General features: G+C 70.9%; 20 protein-coding genes and 2 pseudogenes. 7 read left to right on the plus strand and 15 right to left on the minus strand.

Annotation, left to right across the window (positions count from 1 at the left end):
* Window positions 1–117: 117 nt before the first annotated feature.
* Both QCN29_RS19670 and QCN29_RS19675 read right to left on the minus strand, forming a co-directional pair.
* Entirely contained in the window at window positions 118–1,071 is a 954-nt protein-coding gene (locus QCN29_RS19670; protein WP_279929658.1) for a pirin family protein, read from the minus strand.
* Between the two features lie 270 nt (window positions 1,072–1,341).
* Window positions 1,342–1,836, minus strand: coding sequence for an AtaL-like protein (locus QCN29_RS19675; protein ID WP_279929660.1), 495 nt, complete (start codon window positions 1,834–1,836; stop codon window positions 1,342–1,344).
* A 167-nt stretch (window positions 1,837–2,003) separates the two neighbouring features.
* On the opposite strand from QCN29_RS19675, the gene QCN29_RS19680 reads away from it, so the two are divergent.
* Complete coding sequence (locus QCN29_RS19680; RefSeq protein ID WP_279929661.1) at window positions 2,004–2,435, plus strand: DUF732 domain-containing protein; 432 nt, start codon at window positions 2,004–2,006, stop codon at window positions 2,433–2,435.
* Between the two features lie 87 nt (window positions 2,436–2,522).
* On the opposite strand, the gene QCN29_RS19685 is transcribed toward QCN29_RS19680, so the two are convergent.
* From QCN29_RS19685 to QCN29_RS19695, 3 genes are all read right to left on the minus strand, one after another.
* Window positions 2,523–3,461, minus strand: coding sequence for a sigma-70 family RNA polymerase sigma factor (locus QCN29_RS19685; RefSeq protein ID WP_279929663.1), 939 nt, complete (start codon window positions 3,459–3,461; stop codon window positions 2,523–2,525).
* 10 nt (window positions 3,462–3,471) lie between these two features.
* Window positions 3,472–4,662 (minus strand): NAD(P)/FAD-dependent oxidoreductase, encoded by a 1,191-nt coding sequence (locus QCN29_RS19690; protein WP_279929664.1) that lies wholly within the window; start codon window positions 4,660–4,662, stop codon window positions 3,472–3,474.
* A gap of 242 nt (window positions 4,663–4,904) precedes the next feature.
* Entirely contained in the window at window positions 4,905–5,621 is a 717-nt protein-coding gene (locus QCN29_RS19695) for an NAD(P)-dependent oxidoreductase (RefSeq protein ID WP_279929666.1), read from the minus strand.
* A gap of 96 nt (window positions 5,622–5,717) precedes the next feature.
* On the opposite strand from QCN29_RS19695, the gene QCN29_RS19700 reads away from it, so the two are divergent.
* Entirely contained in the window at window positions 5,718–6,470 is a 753-nt protein-coding gene (locus QCN29_RS19700; protein WP_279929668.1) for a TetR/AcrR family transcriptional regulator, read from the plus strand.
* Here the strand turns inward: QCN29_RS19700 and QCN29_RS19705 are convergent.
* From QCN29_RS19705 to QCN29_RS19735, 7 genes and pseudogenes are all read right to left on the minus strand, one after another.
* Window positions 6,457–6,636, minus strand: a pseudogene (locus tag QCN29_RS19705) (IS5/IS1182 family transposase); the annotation flags it as partial. The gene QCN29_RS19700 and the pseudogene QCN29_RS19705 sit on opposite strands and share 14 nt — an antisense overlap.
* A 48-nt stretch (window positions 6,637–6,684) precedes the next feature.
* Entirely contained in the window at window positions 6,685–7,704 is a 1,020-nt protein-coding gene (locus tag QCN29_RS19710) for a 3-oxoacyl-ACP synthase III family protein (RefSeq protein WP_279929669.1), read from the minus strand.
* Window positions 7,701–8,354, minus strand: a complete 654-nt coding sequence (locus tag QCN29_RS19715; RefSeq protein WP_279929670.1) for an SRPBCC family protein — start codon at window positions 8,352–8,354, stop codon at window positions 7,701–7,703. The genes QCN29_RS19710 and QCN29_RS19715 overlap by 4 nt, the downstream gene beginning before the upstream one ends.
* Window positions 8,326–10,095 carry a thiamine pyrophosphate-binding protein gene (locus tag QCN29_RS19720; RefSeq protein ID WP_279929672.1) on the minus strand — a complete coding sequence of 590 codons (1,770 nt, stop codon included), beginning with the start codon at window positions 10,093–10,095 and terminating at the stop codon, window positions 8,326–8,328. Before QCN29_RS19720 ends, QCN29_RS19715 begins: the two co-directional genes overlap by 29 nt.
* Window positions 10,092–11,171, minus strand: coding sequence for a GlxA family transcriptional regulator (locus QCN29_RS19725; protein WP_279929674.1), 1,080 nt, complete (start codon window positions 11,169–11,171; stop codon window positions 10,092–10,094). Before QCN29_RS19725 ends, QCN29_RS19720 begins: the two co-directional genes overlap by 4 nt.
* Before the next feature lie 153 nt (window positions 11,172–11,324).
* A pseudogene (locus tag QCN29_RS19730) lies at window positions 11,325–11,408 on the minus strand (DNA-binding response regulator); the annotation flags it as partial.
* A gap of 51 nt (window positions 11,409–11,459) precedes the next feature.
* Window positions 11,460–13,403, minus strand: a complete 1,944-nt coding sequence (locus QCN29_RS19735) for a sigma-70 family RNA polymerase sigma factor (RefSeq protein WP_279929675.1) — start codon at window positions 13,401–13,403, stop codon at window positions 11,460–11,462.
* A 178-nt stretch (window positions 13,404–13,581) separates the two neighbouring features.
* Between QCN29_RS19735 and QCN29_RS19740 the strand changes: the two genes are divergently transcribed.
* Both QCN29_RS19740 and QCN29_RS19745 read left to right on the plus strand, forming a co-directional pair.
* Complete coding sequence (locus tag QCN29_RS19740; protein WP_279929677.1) at window positions 13,582–14,676, plus strand: coiled-coil domain-containing protein; 1,095 nt, start codon at window positions 13,582–13,584, stop codon at window positions 14,674–14,676.
* 355 nt (window positions 14,677–15,031) lie between these two features.
* Complete coding sequence (locus QCN29_RS19745; RefSeq protein ID WP_279929678.1) at window positions 15,032–15,826, plus strand: CAP domain-containing protein; 795 nt, start codon at window positions 15,032–15,034, stop codon at window positions 15,824–15,826.
* Between the two features lie 269 nt (window positions 15,827–16,095).
* Here the strand turns inward: QCN29_RS19745 and QCN29_RS19750 are convergent, their stop codons facing one another.
* Window positions 16,096–16,563 (minus strand): SseB family protein, encoded by a 468-nt coding sequence (locus tag QCN29_RS19750; protein ID WP_279929679.1) that lies wholly within the window; start codon window positions 16,561–16,563, stop codon window positions 16,096–16,098.
* A 252-nt stretch (window positions 16,564–16,815) separates the two neighbouring features.
* Between QCN29_RS19750 and QCN29_RS19755 the strand changes: the two genes are divergently transcribed.
* Window positions 16,816–18,492, plus strand: a complete 1,677-nt coding sequence (locus QCN29_RS19755; RefSeq protein WP_279929680.1) for a flavin monoamine oxidase family protein — start codon at window positions 16,816–16,818, stop codon at window positions 18,490–18,492.
* 9 nt (window positions 18,493–18,501) lie between these two features.
* Here QCN29_RS19755 and QCN29_RS19760 read toward each other — a convergent pair whose 3' ends face one another.
* Window positions 18,502–18,786 (minus strand): DUF397 domain-containing protein, encoded by a 285-nt coding sequence (locus QCN29_RS19760; protein ID WP_279929681.1) that lies wholly within the window; start codon window positions 18,784–18,786, stop codon window positions 18,502–18,504.
* A complete protein-coding gene (locus QCN29_RS19765; RefSeq protein ID WP_240137033.1) occupies window positions 18,767–19,621 on the minus strand; it encodes a helix-turn-helix domain-containing protein in 855 nt (284 codons plus the stop codon). The genes QCN29_RS19760 and QCN29_RS19765 overlap by 20 nt, the downstream gene beginning before the upstream one ends.
* A 113-nt stretch (window positions 19,622–19,734) precedes the next feature.
* Between QCN29_RS19765 and QCN29_RS19770 the strand changes: the two genes are divergently transcribed.
* The gene (locus QCN29_RS19770; RefSeq protein ID WP_240137034.1) at window positions 19,735–19,980 is read left to right on the plus strand and encodes a hypothetical protein; all 246 of its coding nucleotides are present in this window, start codon (window positions 19,735–19,737) and stop codon (window positions 19,978–19,980) included.
* The gene (locus QCN29_RS19775; RefSeq protein ID WP_240137035.1) at window positions 19,977–20,360 is read left to right on the plus strand and encodes an ATP-binding protein; all 384 of its coding nucleotides are present in this window, start codon (window positions 19,977–19,979) and stop codon (window positions 20,358–20,360) included. The genes QCN29_RS19770 and QCN29_RS19775 overlap by 4 nt, the downstream gene beginning before the upstream one ends.
* Window positions 20,361–20,380: the final 20 nt, after the last annotated feature.

Below are 20,380 nucleotides of genomic sequence, written 5' to 3' on the forward strand. Positions count from 1 at the left end.
CCAGATCTTCCAGAGACGGATCGTCAACTCCCCCGTTGCGACGCACGTTCCGGTTCCGTGGAACACAGTGGCGTGATCATTGCTATCACCCACGCCGCCCCGCACGAAAGTGCGACTTCAGGCCGTGTCCGCGGGGACGGTTCCCAGCCTGCCCGCCTGGAAGTCCTCGAACGCCTGCTGGAGTTCGGCGCGGCTGTTCATCACGAACGGACCGTAATGGGCCATCGGCTCGCGGATCGGACGGCCGCCGAGGAGGACCAGCTCCAGGTCCGGGGTGTGCGAGTCCTGGGCTGCGTCGGCCCGCACCGTGAGCGCGCCGCCGTTGCCGAAGACCGCGGTCTGGCCCGTGTGGACGGGCCTTCGCTCGACGCCGACCGCGCCGCGTCCGGCCAGGACGTACACGAGGCCGTTGAACTCCTCCCGCCAGGGCAGGGTGACCTCCGCTCCGGGCCTCAGCGTCGCATGGATCATCGTGATCGGGGTGTGTGTGACACCGGGTCCCCGGTGCCCGTCGAGCTCGCCCGCGATCACCCTCAGCAGCGCCCCGCCGTCGGGCGAGGCCAGCAGCTGCACCCGGCCCCCGCGGATGTCCTGGTACCGGGGGTCCATCATCTTGTCGCTCGCGGGCAGGTTCACCCACAGCTGGAGCCCGTGGAAGAGTCCGCCGGAGGTGACGAGGGACTCCGGCGGGGCCTCGATGTGCAGCAGCCCGGAGCCCGCGGTCATCCACTGGGTGTCGCCGTTCCGGATGGTTCCGCCGCCGCCGTTGCTGTCCTGGTGCACAAACGTTCCGTCGATCAGGTACGTCACCGTCTCGAAGCCCCGGTGCGGATGCCACGGCGTCCCCTTGGGCTCCCCCGGCGCGTACTCCACCTCGCCCATCTGGTCCATCATGATGAACGGGTCGAGGTACTGGTAGTTGATCCCCGCGAAGGCCCGCCGCACGGGAAAGCCCTCCCCCTCGAATCCCGCCGGCGCCGTCGTCACGGCGAGCACGGGCCTCGGCACGGCCCCGGCGGGCGCGGCGACGCGCGGCAGGGTGAGCGGGTTCTCGACAGTCACTGCAGGCATGGACGTGACCTCCTTGTGCACCCGAGTTTAGTTGAAGAATGAACTTCTTGCACATAGGAACGCGCCCGCTCACCGTCGCATTCCCGCCGATTTCCAACCGCCTCCACCCCAGGCGGACCGCCCGGCGCCTCGCTCGGCTTCCAGCCTGCGGACGCCTTCGAAGGCGACGAGGCGGTCGCCGAGCTGTCGGCGTAGACGCCGCGCGGCGAGCCGGCCGGGCACCCCGACCGGCAGGGCCTCAGGCGCGCGGCGGCCGCCTCGGAGCGAGGCTCAGGCCGCGACGGCGAGGGCCTCGAAGGACGCCGCGGCCTCGATCAGCTTCCCCGTCATATCGGCCAGGGTGGCGTCGAAGTCGGCGTTCAGCGCGCTGAGATAGTCGCTCTCCGCGAGCGCACGCTCGGTCGCCCGCGGCGTCAGCCGCAGCCCGAGCGTCAGCGTCAGACCGCCGTTCCCGTCGTCGCCGATCTGGTCGTAGATCTCCGCGAGGTCGGTGTGATCCTCATGCCGGAAGGCGATCCGGCCCGCCGCCTCGTCGGGGAAGACCCGCTGCACGAGCGTGCGCTCCCCACGGGACGCCCGGCGCAGGAATCCGCCGTCGGCATAGCGCTCCAGGATTGCGCACTCGGTGATCGCCGGAACGTACTCGACCGGGAACTCCGCCTTCCGCAGCATCGCCTTCCACAGCCGGTCGCGTGCGGTGGCGGGATCCCCGGGGACGACGACGGGAGTGGTCCAGGACAGCGCGAGCATCTGGGTTCCTCTCACAGGGAGCAACGATGCGTACGATGCTGGAACCCGCCGGATCCGGCCTCAATCGGCCGGAAACCACTTAGTCAGGTCGGGGCGGTGAAGGCTTCGCAACATTCCTTCACTTCCGCCGCACCGGTGGTCGATGATGGGCCCCCTCTCATCCCGATCGACTTGGGGGGACCATGCGCCAGTGCACATCGGCGGCCGTCATCACCGCGGCCGCGCTCCTCACCCTCACCGGCTGCGGCAGCCAGTCCGGGACGGACGGCCAACCCGATCCGGAAGCGACCGCAGTGGAGAGCGTCGGCCAGGCCCCGGGCGCCGACGCGGCCGGAATCTTCCCCGACCCGCCCACGCCCGAAGAGCGGCAGGCCTACCTGGACGCCCTCGCCGCGATCGATCCGGACATCGTGCACGGCAAGGAGGACAAGGCCGTCAGCCGCGGAAGGAGCACCTGCCAGACCCTGACGACGGATGTGCCCGGTGGACGCGAGGCGCTGATCGACATGACGAACACGCGCTTCACCAGCCCCGCCCACCCCGGCGGCCACGGACGCGCGACGGCGGCACAGATCCTGGACGCCGCGCACACCCACCTCTGCCCGGACTTCTGAACCGGCCCCCCGGCCCCGGCCCAGCAACCCGGCCCAGCAACCCGGCCCCGCGACCGGTAGAACAGGCCGGCCCGGACCGGCCCGCGGTCACCACGCGCTGATGACCGGCGCATCGGGTTCGTACTGCCGCCAGGCCTCATTGAGGCGCGCGAGCCGGTCCGCGGCGGCGATGCCGCACAGGGACGCGACCCTGCCGTCGCCGACTTCGAACGCCACGGCGCCCACGACCCGGTCGCCGACCACGGCGAGGACGGCCGGGGAGCCGTTGACCAGCGCGATGTACATCGCGGGGGACCCGCCGGCCAGCCGCCGCTTCGCCGGTGTGGGCTTGAAGCCGGCCCGCACATAGGAGGCGACGCGCTCCCGCGTCCTGTACCGCAGCAGCCGCCTGGCCAGTCCGGCGCCGTCCGAGACCGCGGTCACGTCGGCGGTGAGCATCGCCACCAGCCGCTCGGTGCGCCCCGACGCCGCGGCGGCGAGGAACTCCTCGACGATCCGGCGCGCGGACGCGGGATCCGCCTCGTCGACGCCGCGGCGCTCGGCGGCGACCCGGCGTCGGGCCCGGTGGACATGCTGCTGGCTCGCGGACTCGGTGATGTCGAGGATCCCGGCGATCTCGGCGTGGGGGTAGGAGAAGGCCTCGCGCAGGACATAGGCGGCCCGCTCGACCGGCGACAGGCGCTCCATGAGGGTCAGTACGGCCAAGGACACCGACTCGCGCTGCTCGAAGGTATCGGCGGGGTCGAGCATCGGGTCGCCTTCGAGGAGCGGCTCGGGCAGCCAGTCTCCGACGGCGCGCTCATGGCGCGCCTGCGCCGAGCGGAGCCGGTCGAGGCAGAGATTGGTGACGACTTTGGTCAGCCACGCCTCCGGCGTCTCGATGTGTTCCCGGTCCGCGGCCTGCCAGCGCAGGAACGCGTCCTGCACGGCGTCCTCGGCGTCGGCCGCCGAGCCGAGCAGACGGTACGCGAGCGAGGCCAGCCGACCCCGGCCGGCCTCGAACCGTTCGACGGCCGCGCTGTCCATGCGGAACAGCCTATGCGGACGCCCGCACACCGATCCGGTCGGACGCGGTGGCCAAGCGGCGCCTGCGTTGCGGCATGCCGAAAGTCGGGTGGGCGACGCCCCACCCGGCCCCCTTGAGCACGCCCGACTTGAGCCGCGCGGCGGTCCGGCCGCCCAGGTACCAGGACTTCGACCGGACGTCCCCGTCCACCATCTGGAAGATCGCGTCTCGCCGCCCGAGGCTGATGTGGTTGCCGTGGTACTTCAGCCCGGTGGTCGGGACCTTGCCGCCCGTCAGGCGCGCGATGATCGCGGCGGTCGCCTGCATATTGGTGTAGCCGGCCGAGGCGCAGGACATCGGCAGCGGCCGGCCGTTGTCGCCGATGGCGTGGGCGCAGTCACCGACGGCGTAGACGTCCGGGTGCGAGACCGAGCGCATCGTGCGGTCGACGACGATCCGGCCGGTCTCGGAGACGTCCAGGCCGCCGGCGGCCGCGATGGGCTGCACGGCGAACCCGGCCGACCACACGGTCACGTCGGCCGGGATGGACGTGCCGTCGGCGGCGATGGCGAGTGTCGGCTCGACGGCTTCGATGTCGGTGCGCTCGTGGACGGTGATGTCGAGCCGGTCGAAGGCCTGGCGCAGGTGACGGCGGGCCTTCGGGGAGAGCCAGGCGCCCAGCTCGCCGCGGGCGGCGAGGGCGATTGAGAGGTCGGGCCGGGACTCGGCGAACTCGGTGGCGGTCTCGATGCCGGTGAGCCCCTCACCGACGACCAGCACCGCGCCGCCCTCGCCCAGGCCGGCCAGGCGCTCGCGCAGACGCAGCGCCGAGGACAGGCCGGTCACATCGAAGGCGTACTCGGCCACGCCGGGGACGTCGTGATGGTCCACGGAGCTGCCGAGCGCGTAGAGAAGCGTGTCGTACGCGAGCTCGCCGTCGCCGTCCTCGCCGGTCACGGCGACGGTCCTGCGCTCGGGGCCGACGCCGGTGACGCGCGCCAGGTGCAACCGCACCCCGGTGCCCGCGAATACGTCGGCGAGCTTGCGCGACGCGAGGCCCTGGCCGACGGCGACCTGGTGGAGCCGCATCCGCTCGACGAAGTCGGGCACGGCGTTGACGACGGTGATCTCGGTGTCGGCGGGGGAGAGCCGACGGGCCAGATTTCCGGCGGCGAAGGCCCCGGCGTATCCGGCGCCGAGTACGACGATGCGGTGCTTCATGGCGTTGCTCCTGTCTCGTTCGCGTGCCCCTTGAACGAGACGGCGTCCTGATTCCTGACAGGAGCCGGGTGTGACGCGGATCACCGAACCAAGGCGCGCGGCCGAGCCTTGGGCAGGCGCTTGGGCCTGTTGCGGCTTTGGAGACGGGCACCGCCGAGACGGCGGACCGGCCCCGGGTCTGCGGTCGGTCGTCGCCCCTGATGGAGCCGCCGGGCGACCGGTCGGCGCACTGGAAACGACGCCTAAGCGCGGCCGGCGGGGGCGTCGGCGTGGGCGAGGGCGCTGGGGGTGCGGCAGCCGACGATCGCCGGGGCCTCCCGGACGAGCGTGTCGTCGGTGAGCGCCTCCACCATGAACAGCGCGAAGTCCACACGGCGCGTCAGATTGCTGGCCAGCACCGGGTCGCCCACGTGCCGGCTCCACACGGGCAGGCCCTGGCTCTCGCCCTCCTCCAGGTCGCTGCCGCGCACCACGGTCCACCGGGTGTCGCTGGCGAACACCCTGCGGCACGCCTCCACCTGGTCGTCGATCTCGACGGCGCGGACGAGCTTGGCCAGAAAGGCGACGACCCGGACGGCCGTCCTGAACATCCACGAGTACCGGTCCTTGCCGTCGCGCGTGATGTGCCAGCCGCAGGAGAAGACCAGGCGCGCGCCCGGCCGTGCGTGGTCGAGCACCGCCTGAGCCGTGCCCGACGAGTACTGCTGCACACCCCACGGCGCCAGCACCGTCAGCACCCCGTCGCACCCCGCGACCGCCCGCCGGATCACCTCCGGGTCGTTCGTGGGGCCGGGCACGATGGTCATCCGGTCCGCGAACGCGGCCAGCTTTGGCACGCTGCGCTCCCGGCACACGCCGACCACCTCGTAGCCGCGGTCCAGCGCGTGCCGGACCATGTACTGCCCGAGCTTGCCCGAAGCTCCGACGATGCAGACCTTCTTCATCCGATCCGTGCCCATGGCGCAGCCCTTTCGCCGCAGTGTCTACCTTATGCTGTAAGGCACGGTAGCCTTATGCCGTAAGGCAAGCAAGGGGACCGGAAGAAGGAGGGGCGGATGCGCGAGGGAGGCAAGGGCCGTCGCGGGGCGTCGGCGCGCACCCCGCTCAGCCGCGAGCGCGTGATCCGCACGGCGGTGACGGTGGCGGACGAGAAGGGGTCGGCCGCACTCACCATGCGGGCCATCGCCGAACCGCTGGGCGTCGAGGCGATGTCGCTCTACCACCACGTCGCGGGACGGGAGGACATCCTCGACGGCATGGTGGACGCGGTGTTCGACGAGATCGAGCTGCCGCCGGGCGACACGGACTGGAAGAGCGCCATGCGCCGCCGCGCGGCCTCTGCCCGCGCCGTGCTGCGACGCCATCCGTGGGCCATCGGCCTGATGGACTCCCGCAGCCGACCCGGCCCCGCGACCCTGCGCCACCATGACGCCGTCATCGGCGTGCTGCGCGCCGGAGGGTTCTCCGTCCCGATGGCCGCGCACGCCTTCTCACTGATCGACAGCTACCTGTACGGCTTCGTGCTCCAGGAGCTGAGCCTGCCGTTCAGCAACTCGGCGGAGCTGGACGAGGTCGCGGGCGCCATCCTTCGGGAGATGCCCGCCGACGCCTACCCCCACCTCGCGGAGATCGCCGTCGAGCACGTCCTCAAACCCGGCTACGACTACGCGGACGAGTTCACCTTTGGCCTCACGCTGATCCTCGACGCCCTGCGTCCGGACGAGGACGCGGAGTCGCCGAGCGCCTCGACCGGCCTGGTCTCGTCTGCCAGGAGGTCTTCGGCGACCTTCGCCGACCCAGCAGGTTGAGCGCGTCGGTCACGAGCGCGTCGACGAGCTCGGCGCGGGCGGCCTCGTCGTCCCAGGCGATCCTCGGCTTGCCCGCATCGGCGTAGTCATGAGCGGTTAAGTACGCGGCGGCGACCTCGTCGGCGCCGGGAACTTCACGCAGCACCCGGCGGACGGCTGAGATCAGTGGGCTCTCGTTCAGGCCAAGCCGGTGCGGTACGGGGATGTCCATCGCTCAGTCCCGTCCCCCGTGCCAGCGGACGGCGACGGCACCGGCGAAGTCGCCCGCGTGGGCGAATCCTCCGAGCACCACCAGGCTGCCGTCCTCGACCTGCCGGGAGCGGATCGCGTGGTCCAGGGTGATCGGGATCGCCGCGCCGAACAGATTCCCGTACTGATCGAAGGTGTTCGGGTGCCGTTCGGCCGGCAGTTCCAGCGCCTCTCGCCAGTTCCGCAGGAATGTGCGGTTGGGCTGGTTGGTGATGAGGACGTCGATGTCGGTGCTCGCCACGCCGAGCCGCCGGCACAGGTCCATGACCACCTCGGGGACGAGGCGGTTCCCGCGTGCCAGGACCTTGGCGACGCTTGCGTCGGTGAACCCGATCCGCAGCTGGGACTCTCCCGGCTCCCAGTACTTGCGGCCGTCTTCGAGCGCCACGGTCATGTCGCCGGCGTGATCGCCGATGTGCCGGGTTTCCACGTCGAGGACCGGTGACTGTGCCGACGTCGTCACGAACGCCACACCGCACCCGTCGCCCGGGATCGCAGCCTGGGCAAGTTTACGCACCTCGGACTGGGTGAACCATTGCCCCGCGGCGCTTTGCGCGTTGCAGATCAGAGCGGTCTTCGCGTCGGTCGAGGTGAGGATCTGCCGGGCCATCTTCAGCATGTACACGAAGGAGGCGCAGCCCGCGTTGGCCACGTCGACGAGCCACTCCGGGTTCAGGCCGAGCCGGCGTGCCACCTCGGTGCCGGCGCCCACGAACGGCAGGTCCGGCAGCTGGCTGTGCACCAGCAGCACGTCGACGCCTTGGATCTCTTCCCTGCCGTGCCGTTCGATCAGAGACTGTACGGCGCGTTCGATCATGTCCGCGTTGGTCTCGTCCGCGGCCACGTGGTGCCGTAACGGCGGAACCTTGAACATGGGGTGGTTGCGGAGCTTGTCCTCGGCTCCGGGGTACTCGGTGTAGAACTCCGCGGGGACCGGCTCGCCGGGGAGGTAGCCGGCTACGTCGGTGAGGCTGACCGTCGTCACTGCGCCGCCGCCTTCGCCGGAGCCACGTTGACCGGCAGGCCGTTGCGGTTGCGGTGTTCCAGGATGGCCTTGAGGTTGTTCATCTCCACGGTGTGGCCTGCGTAGAAGAGGTCCCAGTAGTCGCCCACCCAGGGCCGGTCCGGGCGCGGCGCCTTCTCGGGATGGGGGTTGGCGTCGTAGTGGGGGTGTCGGCAGTTGGTCCAGGTGATCACCGAACCCGGCTTGTCGAGTACCAGTCGGGCCGGGACGACACGCATCAGGTAGATCATCCAGAGCTGCTCGCCCTGGTCCCATGAGCAGTGGTAGTCCACGGTCATGGCCTCGGGGTTGGCGATCACCTTGCAGTAGATCCTGGTGTCGTCCTCCAGCCGGTCGTGACCGACCCACAGCCCCGGTGTGTCGGTGGGCGCGAAGTCCCGCAGGCTGCAGGTCCACTCCTCCAAGTGGTGTCCCTGGCGCAGGTAGTCGTAGGCAGTCTCCGGTGGGCAGTCGACGTACTCGTGGATGGTGCAGTACTGCCCGTAGACCTGATGGTGGGGGTAGACCGCGTGGGTGAGCTCCATGCAGTGGGCGGTCAGTTCCTCCTTGCCGGCGTTCTCGATCCGGATCAGACCGGGGATGTCAGCCAGCGCGGACGATGCCTCGCTCATCCGAACTCTCCTTGCTCTCGGCACTGTTGGGGCTTTCGGTGATTTCGGTGAAGGACTGGAACGGAAGGAACGGCGGGATCTCCCGTGGATCGCAGTCCACCGCGACGAACGCCGGGCCGCCGCTTGCATTGCTGCGCAGCAGCGCGGTGCGCAGCTGCGCAGCGTCGCCGGCTCCCGTGGCCTCAAGCGACGGGAAGGCGGCGGCCACTCCGGCGGCGAGGTCGGTCCGGGCGAACAGGTCGTCGCTGCGGACGCCGCCCTGGAGGAACTCCTCGCGCAGCGCGCACATGGCGTGGGCGTTGTTGTTGAAGATCACGAACGTCACGGGTGCGTCGTACTCCACGGCGGTGTGCACTTCCATCCCGTGCATGAAGAAGGCTCCGTCGCCGGCGAGGACGTAGGTGCGTCGGCCGGTGGCGAGCGCGGCGCCGATCCCGGCACCGAAGGTGTAGCCCATGCCGCCCATGCCGACTGCCACCACGAAGCGGCCGTGGCGCGGTGCAGGGAGAAGATGGATCGCGCTGGCCCCCGCGTTGCCGGCGTCCACAAAGACGTGTGCGTCCTGGGGGAGTGCCGCCTCCACCGCGGCGACGGCCCGGCTGTAGGGGACAGCTTGTCCACGGGTCTCAGAAGGCGGGCCCGGCATGGGAGCAGGACGGGGACCGGCGTGCGGCAGACAGGGACGTGGGCGGGGCGGCAGGCGGGCGGTCACCGCGCGCAGCGCGTCGCGGAGATCCCCACCCAGTGCGATGCCTGCCACGAACGGCGGTTCGGGGCCGAGGCAGACGACGTCGGTGGCCGCCAGGGCGCGGTCAAGGCCTCCGCGTGCCAGGAGCGGCAGCCGGGTACCGGCCAGCAGGCACAGGTCGGCCCGCCGGAGACAGTCTTCGACGTTGGCGTGACCCATCACCCCGGCCACGCCGGCGAATCGTGGATTACGGTTGTCGAAGACGTCCTTGGCGTCCGGGGTGACCGCCACCCACGCCCCGAGGCGCTCGGCCAGCTCGGCCAGCTCCTCGCGCGCGTCGTGGGCGGCAACATCCTCACCAGCGATGACGAGGACGCGGCCGGCACCGCGAAGGGCGTCCGACACGGCGCTGACGGCAGCTGGGTCGAGCCGCGCCGCGGACGTCGTCGCGGGGCCGCCCGGCATCGGCGCCGCACCGCGGGCGGGCACCTGGAACCGCGCCTGCTGCACGTCCTTGGGCAACAACAGCACAGCCGGCCCGCGTGGATCGGCCTGTGCCGCCGCAACTGCCAGGGGCAGCAACTCCGTGAGCGAGTCCGCGTCATCGACCCGGGCGCAGAACCGGGAGACGGGCGCGAAGACCTCCCGTGCATCGAAGGAGCCCGCCTTGCCGCTGGAGTCCTGGAACGCCCCGTGGCCTTCCTCGCCTGTGGGCGGCTGACCCACCAGGGCCAGCACGGGCACCCGGGAGGCGTACGCCTCCGCCAGGCCCGGTACGAGATTCATCGCCCCACCGCCCGAGGTGGCGGCAACCACGCCGAGGCGTCCGGTGGTGCGGGCGTATCCGTCGGCCATGGTGACGGCGGAGAACTCGTGCTTGGCGACGACGCCGCGCATGGCGCCGCCGCGGTGCACGGCGTCATACAGGTCCTCGATGTTCGCGCCGCCGACGCCGAACATGTGGGTGACGCCGGCCCTGGCGAGTTCCCCGGCCAGATGGTCGACCAGGCGTACCGTTTCTGCCTCGCGTAATTCCGAGGTCGAGGTGGTCATACGGGGCTTCTCTCCCTCTCGTGGTGCCGGTCGATGAGGCCGGATGGCGAGACGACCTGAAAGCGGTGCCGGTATTCCTTGGGGGTGAGTCCCAGGGTTCGTCCGAAGGAGCGGAAGAACGTCTCGGTGGCGGCGAATCCGCAGCGGCCAGCTATCTGACCGATCGTCAGGTCGGTGGTTTCCAGCAGTTCGCGTGCGCGGGCGATACGCGTCCGCTCGACGTACTGGCCGGGTGTCGTGCCCACCTCGCGCCGGAAGACCCGGGCGAAGTTGCGCTGACTCATGTTGGCCTGTCGCGCGATCTCGGCCACGGGCAGCGGGTTGTCCAGGTTGTCGAGAATCCACTCCTGTGCTGCCCGGATCGGCGGATGGTCGGCCAACTGGGCGTCGAGGACGGCGCTGTACTGGGACTGTCCTCCGTGCCGCTTGAGGAACAGCACCAGAAACCGTGCCGTCTCCAGCGCGAGCGCCGCACCGTGATCCGCCTCCACCAGGGCCAATGCCATGTCGATGCCCGTCGACACGCCCGCGGAGGTCACGAAGGGCCCGTCCCAGACGAAGATCGGCTCGGCGTCCACCGTCACATCCGGGTAGCGGCACGCCATCATCTCGCTGTACGCCCAGTGGGTGGTGGCGCGTCTGCCGTCGAGGAGGCCCGCCTCGGCCAGCAGGAAGGATCCGCCGCATACGGAGGCGACTCGGCGCGACCGGGCTGCTGCTCGGCCGATCCAGGACACGAGCGCCCGGTCCCGGAGCGCGTTGTGCAGACTCCATCCGCCCGGGACGAGGAGCGTGTCGATCGGGCCCTGCCCCGCTTCCAGTGGCGCGGCCTCGATCACCACCCCTGAACTCGTGCGCACCAGTGGCGCGTCGGCGGATACGAAGTCGGTCCGGTAGGGCGTTCCCGAGGGACCCAGCAGCCGGTTCGCGGTATCGAACACTTCAATCGGTCCGGTGATGTCCAGGGCCATCGCGCCCGCGTACACCACCACAACAACACGTCGCTCCAGCACGGTCACAGCCTGTATCGAATGCCGTACTGGCTGCAATGCCAGATTACTGACGTATCCGGCCAACAAGCGGTGTGGAACGGTCAGGAACTGCGCTGGCGAGGCAGTTCGTGCACCGAGCAGGCAGCACTGAGTGAGACAGCTCACAGGACGTTGGCGGCTGGGCGGCCTCGGGGCGCCAGCGAGGAGCGTGGGGTGAAGTACAGGCCGGGCGGGCCGCTATCCGCCCGGCGTCACGAGCCCCGATTCGCACGCCACCACCACCGCCTGTGCCCTGCTGTCCAGGTCCAGCTTGGTCATCGTGAAGCAGGCGAACTCCCCGCCCGCGTACCGCCGCGGCGGCTTCAGCGGCGCTCAGGCGGGGCGGGCGAGTTTCTGCACCCACACGGTTCCGTCCGGCCCCTTCGCGGTTCCGACGCCCGTGTGGCGGAACTGGCAGCCCAGCATGTTGTCCTGGTGGATCGAGCCGTCCATCCAGTCCTCCACGACGACCGCCGGGTCCGATGTGCCCCGGTCCAGATTCTCGCCCCAGACGCTCCACTCGTACCCGGCCGCAGTGATCCGGTCGTCGGCGCGCCGCCCTTCCGGATCGGCATGGTCGAAGTAACCGCGCGCCACCATGTCCTGCGCGTGCTTGCGGGCCGCCTCGCTGAGCTTTGGATCGATCCTCAGCGGTTCGCACCCGGCCTGGGCCCGACGGGTGTTGACGAGTTCCGTCAACCGCTGCTCGGAGCTTGCGGGGGACGGCGTGGGCGTCCGTTTGCCGGGCGTGGGCGTGGGTGACGGCGTGGGGGTGGGAGTGGGCGTGGGCGTGGCGTCAGGGGTGGGGGTGGGGGTGGGGGTCGATGAGACGGTCGCCGACGCGGCCGGCGGCACGGCTGCCGGCTCCGGCGGCGGTTCCGAGCCGGGCCGGATCAGCACGAGCAACAGCGCGCCGGCAACCACGNGCCGGATCAGCACGAGCAACAGCGCGCCGGCAACCACGCCGGCGCCCACCGCGCCAGCCGTCGGCAACACCCCGCGCGCACTGCCCGCACCACCGGCACCACCGGAATCACCCGCGCCACCGGGACCACCCGCACTGCCCGCACTGCCCGCGCCACCGGGACCACCCGCACCGCCGGGACCACCGGGACCACCCGGCGTCGCGGTGCCACTCGCGCCACCCGGCGTCGCGGTGCCACTCGCGCCACCGGCACCGCCCGCACCGCCGGCACCACCCGCGCCACCCGGCGTCGCGGTGCCACTCGCGCCATCGGCACCGCCCGCGCCACCCGCGCCCGACGTCGCGCCACCCGGCGTCGCGGCGCCACCCGCGCCGGTGGCAGGCTCTACCGGTCCGGGCGGGCCTCCTCCGACGGCGTCGACCGATCCCGTCGCCTCGTGCCCTCGGCCGACCGCATCCACCGGTCCGCTCGCGTCGGCCGCCGGACCACCGGGTTCATGGGCCCCGAAGGCATCGGCCCGGTCAAGGGCGCCCGTCGGATCGGCCGCTCCCTGCGGGGCGACCCCGGTCGGCGGGACGAACGGGTAGCCGTCCAGCGGGACGACCACCGCCGTGCCGGCCAGCAGCCCCTGCGCGGGCATCAGATCCGTCCAGTGCCCGGAACACACCCGGCACTCCCGGGCATGCCGGGCTATCCGCTTGCGCCAGACCGACGACGGCGCGCCGTCCCATCCCGCCGTGATCTCCGCCAGCTCGCGGCACCGTGACACGGCGGCGAGTGCCCGCACCACGACACGGCCGATCTCGAGCTGCTCCTTCATACGCTGCACGCGTACGGCCGCGTGCTGGGGCGTGACGCCCAGCGCCTCGGCCAGTTCGGCCCGGCTCAGCCGGCCCGCCGCCTCCTGCCACCACAGGGCCAGGACGTCGCGGTCCTTCTCTTCGAGCCAGCGGGTCGCCTCGGCGACCTCGCGGCGCTGGCCGGACAGCCCCAGCCGGAGGATGGTCAGGTCGACGAAGTCACCGGCCGGGTCCACGGTCTCCGGAACCCGCTCAAGGGGGGCCGCCGCAACGCGCTGCCGGCTGTGCCAGCGGTGACGTATCTGGTTCACGGCTATGGCGACCAGCCAGGAACGGAACCGGGAGGGTTCCCGCAGCCCGCCGATTCCGTCGAGCACGCGGAACATCGTCTCCTGCACCACGTCGTCCACGTCCGCGTGGCCGTTCAGAGCCCGTCCGACGATGTCGTAGACCAACGGCATGCAGCCCGTGACCAACTGCTCCCGCGCACGCGGGTCCCCGTCACGCGCCGCGGTGACCACGTCCGTCAGATGCGGATCGTCCCTGTGCATATGTGCCTCGTACCTGCCTTGCCTCCCCGACCAGAGGCCAGGACGGTACCGCACACAAGTACGACGTGTACTTGCCCCCGGGCACTCCGGGCAGCAGCAGAGCCTTGACGTGAACCTTCCAGGCTGCGGATCATCGGGAGAGTCAGGGGTGGCGGGAATTCGGGGGGATGGTCCAACGATGTCGGAAACGCAGGACGTCGCCGGGGGCGAGGACGACGAGCACGTCTTCGTCGACCCGATGCTTCCCAGCGAGGTGCGGACCGCTCTGGAGGCGTCCTCCGAGCGGTTGCTGACCGCCCGGCAGAAACGCGATCTGCCCGGGGAGCGCCCTGAGCCACGGGGCGTGCGCGTGCGGCGCGCCGCCGGCTGGCTGCTGTCGACGGCCGCTCTGATCGCCATGCTCGCAAGTGCCCAGTCCAAACCCGGGACCGCGATCACGGTAGTCGTCTTCGGGCTGTGCTTCATCGGCGTCAAGGGGGAGGAGGCCGAGACGGCCGGCTGTCTCGCGGTCCTCTTCGGACTGGGGATACTCGTCGCGCTGCCCTTCGTGCCGGTCGAGGCGATGGCGGTCGCCGCGGCCGTATACCTGGGCTGGCTGGGGCTGCTGCTTGCGCTGCGTCGCGACCGGGCCGGAAGCCGCCCGGAGCGGAAGTACCGCCGGCAGTACGTCCGCCTCACCGACCTCGACGGCGACGGCCGGGACATCGCGATGCGGACCGTGCGGGCCTCGCTGACCCTGGACCGACTCGCCGAGAGCGTGCCCGAAGACGTCGACGTGGCGCCCGCCCGCCAGTTGATCGCCGAGCAGCAGTGGCACATCGTTCAGACGCTCGCACTGCGCGAACAGCTCCGCAGCGAGCTGGTGGACCGGATCGACTCCACCGACTCCCCGCAGATACATGCCGCTGCCGAGCCCCAGACCGAGGTGCTGGAGGCCGTCCGCCACGTCATGGACAAGCAGGCCGAGGCCCTGACCGAGTATGTGGCCCGGGTGCGGCGGGCCGCGGAGCTCGCCGAAGAACGACGCCAGATCATGGAGATAGCCGACCGCAACGACGCCTACGCCGATCTGATAGCTCTGGCCACCGGCGGACAGCCTGTCGAGATGGCCATCGACTCGCCCGACGTGGCGGAGGCCGAGCGGGAACGCGACCTGCTGACACGGGAGATGGTGGACGCCGGCCAGTGGCTGTCGCAGGCAGCGGCTCAGGCACGCGCCGAGGTGGAGGCGAAGCTGACCGCCCTGCGCCACTCGCAGAGCCCGCCGCACTGACCCCTCGACCGCGCCGACTCCCGCACCGCACCGGAAGGCGGACGCTCGGAGACTCACATCTGAAGAAAAATGTTATGAGCACTCCGCGATCCGCTCTCCCATACGCCGGAACGACCGGCGAAGCACCGAGGAGAGCGGAGCCAGCATGCAGCACCTCGACCCCTACGCCGCCGACGGCGGGGGAGACACCCGGCCCATGCCTCCGGCGACCGGCGGCGGCATGCCAGGGCAGCAGGCCGCTTCGCCCCGGCCGGGCGGACGAAGGCGGCGCGCCGCCGGCACAGGGCGTCGCCGGCGGCCCCGCGGGCGCCCGGGGAACGGGGGCGGGCGTCCGACCGCGGGAAGGCTCGTGCTCGTGGGCCTGGTCGCGTGCAGCCTCACCGTGGGCGTGGGGTACGCCCTGAGCGGTTCCGGGGACGACGCCCGGACCCGCTCCGGGGCCACCACCGTGAGCGAGGCCCCCGAGTACGGGAAGGGGGACACGGTCCCCGCCCCCGGGGCATCCGAGACCGCCGGCCCCTCCGCGTCGGCTTCCCCGTCCACGTCGGCGTCCGCCTCGCCCTCGGCATCGGCCTCGGGGACGCCTGCCGGGGCCGGTGCGCCGTCCGCCTCCCGCACCGCTTCCGACGAGAAGACCGCCGCCCACACGAAAGGCACGACGTCGCGGCAGAGCGAACAGCGGACCACGGCCCCGCGGCCCTCCCGCACTGCCAGTGCACCCCGCCCCAGCTCCCCTGACACCGGCACCGGCGGCGGCGGCGGCGACGCGTCACTCGCCCGGCAGGTGGCCGATCTCGCGAACCAGGAGCGCGCCAAGGCGGGTTGCGCGCCGCTGCGCGTCGACAGCCGCCTCCAGGCCGCCGCCCAGGCCCACGCCGACGACATGGCCGCGCGCAACTACTACGAGCACACGAGCCCGGAGGGCAAGAGCGCCGGCGACCGCATGGAAGCGGCGGGCTACGACTGGCGCACCTGGGGCGAGAACATCCACAAGAGCCCGAAGGACGCTCGGACCGCGATGCGCGACTGGATGGACAGTCCCGGGCATCGCGAGAACATACTCAACTGCGAGTTCAAGGACCTCGGCGTCGGCGTGAACCTCAGCTCCAACGGCCCCTGGTGGGTGCAGAACTTCGGAGCGGGGAGCTGACCGCGTCCCCACGCCCCGCACCCCACGGCCCCTCGTCACCGCTCCGCCAGCAGCGCGCTCTGATGAACGGCGCGCACGCGCGGGCGGAGACGGTGACGGCGGGGCCGTGGGGGACCCTGGCGACCGCACGCCGGCTGACGGAGGTCCTGCAACAGCCGGCCGTCCCGGCGGACGGCTCCGCTCAGCGCTGGGTGTCGGACATCCCCGACACGGCACGCGCAGCGTCGTGCCAGCCGAACATCGCGCTGGACATCGCGCTGGACATCCCGCTAGCCGTACATACGGCGCATCGCGAAGTCGACCATCTGCTCCACGGCCTTCGCGTCGAAGACCATCCGGTGCTCGCCCTCCATGTCGAGGACGAAGCCGTACCCGGTCGGCAGCAGGTCGATCACCTCGGCCCCGGTGATCACGAAGTACTTGGACTCCTTGCCCGCGTACCGCCGCAGCTGCTTCAGCGACGTGAACATCGGGATCACCGGCTGCTGGGTGTTGTGCAGCGCCAGAAAGCCCGGGTTGTCGCCCCTCGGGCAGTACACCTTCGAGGTCGCGAAGATCTGCTGGAAGTCCTCCGCGGACAGCGACCCGGTCGTGAACGCCCGGACGGCGTCGGCGAGCGACGGCGGCGACGGCTCCGGGTACAGCGGCGGCTGCTGCGCGTACCCGCCCTGCATGGGCTGCTGGGGCTGGCCGTACTGCTGCTGCTGGGCGCCCAGGTTCTGGTCGTAGCCGTACATGTACGCAAGCGTACTGACTCCGCTGCACCGCCATGACCGGCGTACGGCGAGAACGGGTCGCCGTCACTGAGCCCCGTGCACAACCGGCCGCCCCTTTTCGCGCCCGTCTGGCGAACGGTGGCCAATCGGCGAATACCCCTCTGAAGTATGCCGATCCACCCCTATTCTGACTACTCTCTGCGATCGCCGGTGACGGTACGCAGTGACGCACGGTCAGCGACCCTCAGTTCGACAGTTCTGGAGGACAGCAGCATGACCTCACGCCGCAGATTCCTCGGCATGGCCGGAGCAGCCGCCACCACGGCGACCCTGCTGGAGATCATGACCGGAGCCGTACGGGCCGACGCCGCGCCCGCTGCCGACGGCCTGTTCCGCCCGGCCGGGAAAAAGGCGAACGGCAAGACGGTGGCGATCCTCGGCGCGGGCCCAGCCGGGCTGACCGCCGCGATGCGATTCCTGGAAGCGGGCTACGGCGTCACCGTCCTGGAGGCGACGGGCCGCGTCGGCGGGCGCACCCTCACCGCGCGCCCCGGAGACACGATCACCGAGGTCTGGGACGACGGCTCGGTCCACACCCAGACCTGCGCGTTCAGCGAGGGCCTCTATCTCAACCTCGGGGCCGGGCGCATCCCGTACCACCACCAGCGGCTGATCAAGCTCTGCAGGAAGCTCAAGGTTCCCCTGGAGCCGTACATCCACACCACCACGGCCAATCTGTACCAGTCCGGGAAGGCATGGCACGGCGACCCCAAGCACAACCGCCGGATCGCCAACGACACCCGCGGCCACATCGCCCAGTACCTCGCTCGGGTCGTGGGCAAGGCCTCCCAGTCCGACGACGGGCTGACCCCGCAGCAGCGCGAGCGCTTCATCAAGCTGCTCATCGAGTTCGGCGCACTCGACAAGGCCGACAGGAGCTACTCCGGCTCCACCCGGTCCGGCCTCGCCAAGCCGATCAGCGTGATGCAGATGGAGGAACCGGCCGACCCCCTGGCGCTCAGCGATCTGCTCGCCGCCGAATTCTGGGACCACGGCTTCTACCAGGACTGCAACTGGCACTGGCATACGACCTCGTTCCAGCCGGTCGGCGGCATGGACACCACCTGGCGCATGCTGGCCGCCGCGCTTCCCAAGGGCACGATCACCTACGACGCACCGGTCCACGGCATCGAACTGGCCGACGACGGCGTCCGCGTCACATGGACGGAGGAAGGGGAGGAGCGGTCCGACCGCTTCGACCACTGCCTGAGCAACATCCCCCTGCCGGTGCTGCGGAACGGCGTCGCCCTCTCCGGCTTCTCCGCCGACTTCCTCACAGCCGTCCAGAAGGCCCCCTTCGCCCCCGCGTGCAAGGTCGGCTGGCAGGCCAACCGGCGCTTCTGGGAGTCGGACAAGTACGAGATCTACGGCGGCATCAGCCGCATCGACCACGAGATCGAGCAGATCTGGTACCCGTCCAACGACTACTTCTCCCCCGACGACAAGGGCACGCTCACCGGCGCGTACTGCTCCTACGGCCGCGCGACCACAATGGGCGACCGCCCCCACGAAGAGCGACTGCGCGTCGCCCGCGAGGGAGCGACGAAGCTGCACGCGGAGTTCGCCAGCAACGCGGTCGTGCCCGACGCCCTGGGCATGTCGATCGCCTGGCACAAGATGCCGTATATGCGGGCCGCCTGGGCAGACTGGCAGCCCGGCAAGCCGGAGCACAAAGGCTGGTACTCCACCCTGATCTACCCGCAGGGCGGGAACAACCGCTTCCTCGTCATCGGCGACCAGGTCTCCGCCCTGCCGGGCTGGCAGGAGGGCGCGGTGATGTCCGCGGAGTGGGCCTACGAGTGGATCGCTTCGGCCAAACCGTTGGCCCGCCGCCCGGTCCAACGGGTCCCGGACGCCCGGGAACTCACCACGGGCCAGTCCGCGGACTGAGCCCCTCCGTCACCCCTCCGCCCGCAGCGCCCTGATGAACGGGACCCACGCGCGGGCGGAGACGGTGACCACGGGGCCGTGGGGGACCTTGGAGTCCCGTACGGGGACGAGACCGGGGAGATGATCGGCGACCTCGACGCAGTTGCCGCCCGAGGTGTTGCTGTAGCTGCTCTTACGCCAACGGGCCGCGCCCGGGAAGCCTTCCGCCACTTCGACGCAGTTCCCGCCTGACCCGTTGCTGTGCGTGCTCTTGCGCCAGACGGCGGATCTCAAGTCAACCTGGTTGCTTGCCATTTCGGTAATCCTCAGCCGCTGATTCGATCAAGGCGAGGGACGCCTCCGGCGGCAATGCGGCGGCCCTCAGCCGATCGTACGACCTTCGGTAGTCCTTCACGAGGCCCGGATCGTCGATGGTGGAGCCGCTGTGCAGGGACTCGGTGTAGACGAGCGGCGGAGCATCGACGAAGGTCATGATCATGGCCGTACCCAGCATGAATGGATGCGCCCCGGTCTTCCACGACAGCACCTGTGGATAGATCCGCCGCTGCTCGGCCAAGTCGATTACGCGATTGAGCTGTTCGGCCATCTGCTCCGGCGGGAGGATCGACAGCTTCAGCAGTCCCTCGTGGAGGATCACCCAGTAGTCGGGGCGCGAACGATCGTCCTCAAAGAGACGCGCCCTGGCCAGCCTGGCGCTGACCTTGGCTTCGGTCTCGCCATCGAGCTCAAGCGGGTGGGTGGCCCGGACGACCGCGCGGGCGTAGGCCTCGGTCTGCAACAAGCCGGGGAAGAGTGTCGGCGCCCACTCCTCAATGGTGTCCGCGTGCTTCTCCGCCTCCAGAATCCGCTCGAAGTAGTCGGCATGGCCCCGCTTCCGCGCCTTCCGTACGTCTCCGCAGCGCCGCTCGAAGAAGCCGTCCGTCTTCAGCACCTGGTCCACATGCCGTGCCAGCGCCTCCGGCATGCGGCGCTCGCCGCGCTCGATCTCGCTGAGGTAGCTGACGCCGTAGAAGCTGCCCTCGACGGTCTTCTCCAGCGTGAGGCCCGCTGCCTCCCGCTGGTAGCGCAACTCCGCTCCGTAGAACTCCGGGACGCTCGCCGAGCCGTCAATCTCCTTGCGCACAGCCATCAGTGATCGCCTTTCACACCCCGTGCCGTGGTCCTGAAACCCCTTCCACGGTAGGGACCGCCACGCCACTGTGTGAGCGATTCATCACAGCACGCACCGGAAGGCGTACCCCCATGACCGACACCCCCGCCCACACCGGCCCCGACCACGCCCGCGACGCCGACGCCTGCGTCGAGAGCCTCCGCGCCGCGCTCACCGCTCACGGCGTGCTGCTGCCGTCGCTGGGGCTGGATCTGCCGACGTACGCGAGCAGTTACCGCGTGCCGCCGCTCGTCGCGCTGGGCAACTGCAACCTGGCGACCGCGCGCCGGCTGACGGAGGCGCTGGAACAGTCGGCCGTCGCGGACGGCGACCGATGAGGCCGCTCACGCTCGACCTGCTGGCCCTCCCCAAGGCGGTCCCCGAGCTGCGCCGCACGGTCAGCGGGCACCTCGGGCGGTCATGCCCTGACGTGCAGCTCTGCCTGACCGAGCTGGTCGCCAACGTCATCACTCACCTCGGGGAGGGCACCCCGGTGACCGTCCGGATCGCGCCCACCGCGGACGGCGACCGCACCCGCATCGAGGTCACGGACCCGGACCGGAGCGGGTCACCCGCACCCCGGCACGCCGCCGACGCCGACGAGTCGGGCCGCGGCCTCGCGCTGCTCGCCGCGACCGCGAGCCGCTGGGGCGTCACACGCGGCCCGGCCGACAAGACGGTCTGGTGCGAGGTGCCCGGGCCGTCATCATCCGGGTGAAAAGGGGGCGAGCCGCCGAC

This window comes from Streptomyces chengmaiensis, assembly GCF_029846775.1.
GTDB classification, from domain to species: Bacteria; Actinomycetota; Actinomycetes; order Streptomycetales; family Streptomycetaceae; genus Streptomyces; species Streptomyces chengmaiensis.

Excerpts from the sequence above, each read along its gene's own strand:
- QCN29_RS19670 (WP_279929658.1), bottom strand. The coding sequence starts at position 1,071 with ATGCCTGCAGTGACTGTCGAGAACCCGCTCACCCTGCCGCGCGTCGCC.
- QCN29_RS19680 (WP_279929661.1), top strand. The coding sequence starts at position 2,004 with ATGCGCCAGTGCACATCGGCGGCCGTCATCACCGCGGCCGCGCTCCTC.
- QCN29_RS19685 (WP_279929663.1), bottom strand. The coding sequence starts at position 3,461 with ATGGACAGCGCGGCCGTCGAACGGTTCGAGGCCGGCCGGGGTCGGCTG.
- QCN29_RS19690 (WP_279929664.1), bottom strand. The coding sequence starts at position 4,662 with ATGAAGCACCGCATCGTCGTACTCGGCGCCGGATACGCCGGGGCCTTC.
- QCN29_RS19695 (WP_279929666.1), bottom strand. The coding sequence starts at position 5,621 with ATGGGCACGGATCGGATGAAGAAGGTCTGCATCGTCGGAGCTTCGGGC.
- QCN29_RS19700 (WP_279929668.1), top strand. The coding sequence starts at position 5,718 with ATGCGCGAGGGAGGCAAGGGCCGTCGCGGGGCGTCGGCGCGCACCCCG.
- QCN29_RS19715 (WP_279929670.1), bottom strand. The coding sequence starts at position 8,354 with ATGAGCGAGGCATCGTCCGCGCTGGCTGACATCCCCGGTCTGATCCGG.
- QCN29_RS19720 (WP_279929672.1), bottom strand. The coding sequence starts at position 10,095 with ATGACCACCTCGACCTCGGAATTACGCGAGGCAGAAACGGTACGCCTG.
- QCN29_RS19740 (WP_279929677.1), top strand. The coding sequence starts at position 13,582 with ATGTCGGAAACGCAGGACGTCGCCGGGGGCGAGGACGACGAGCACGTC.
- QCN29_RS19750 (WP_279929679.1), bottom strand. The coding sequence starts at position 16,563 with ATGTACGGCTACGACCAGAACCTGGGCGCCCAGCAGCAGCAGTACGGC.
- QCN29_RS19755 (WP_279929680.1), top strand. The coding sequence starts at position 16,816 with ATGACCTCACGCCGCAGATTCCTCGGCATGGCCGGAGCAGCCGCCACC.
- QCN29_RS19760 (WP_279929681.1), bottom strand. The coding sequence starts at position 18,786 with ATGGCAAGCAACCAGGTTGACTTGAGATCCGCCGTCTGGCGCAAGAGC.
- QCN29_RS19765 (WP_240137033.1), bottom strand. The coding sequence starts at position 19,621 with ATGGCTGTGCGCAAGGAGATTGACGGCTCGGCGAGCGTCCCGGAGTTC.
- QCN29_RS19770 (WP_240137034.1), top strand. The coding sequence starts at position 19,735 with ATGACCGACACCCCCGCCCACACCGGCCCCGACCACGCCCGCGACGCC.
- QCN29_RS19775 (WP_240137035.1), top strand. The coding sequence starts at position 19,977 with ATGAGGCCGCTCACGCTCGACCTGCTGGCCCTCCCCAAGGCGGTCCCC.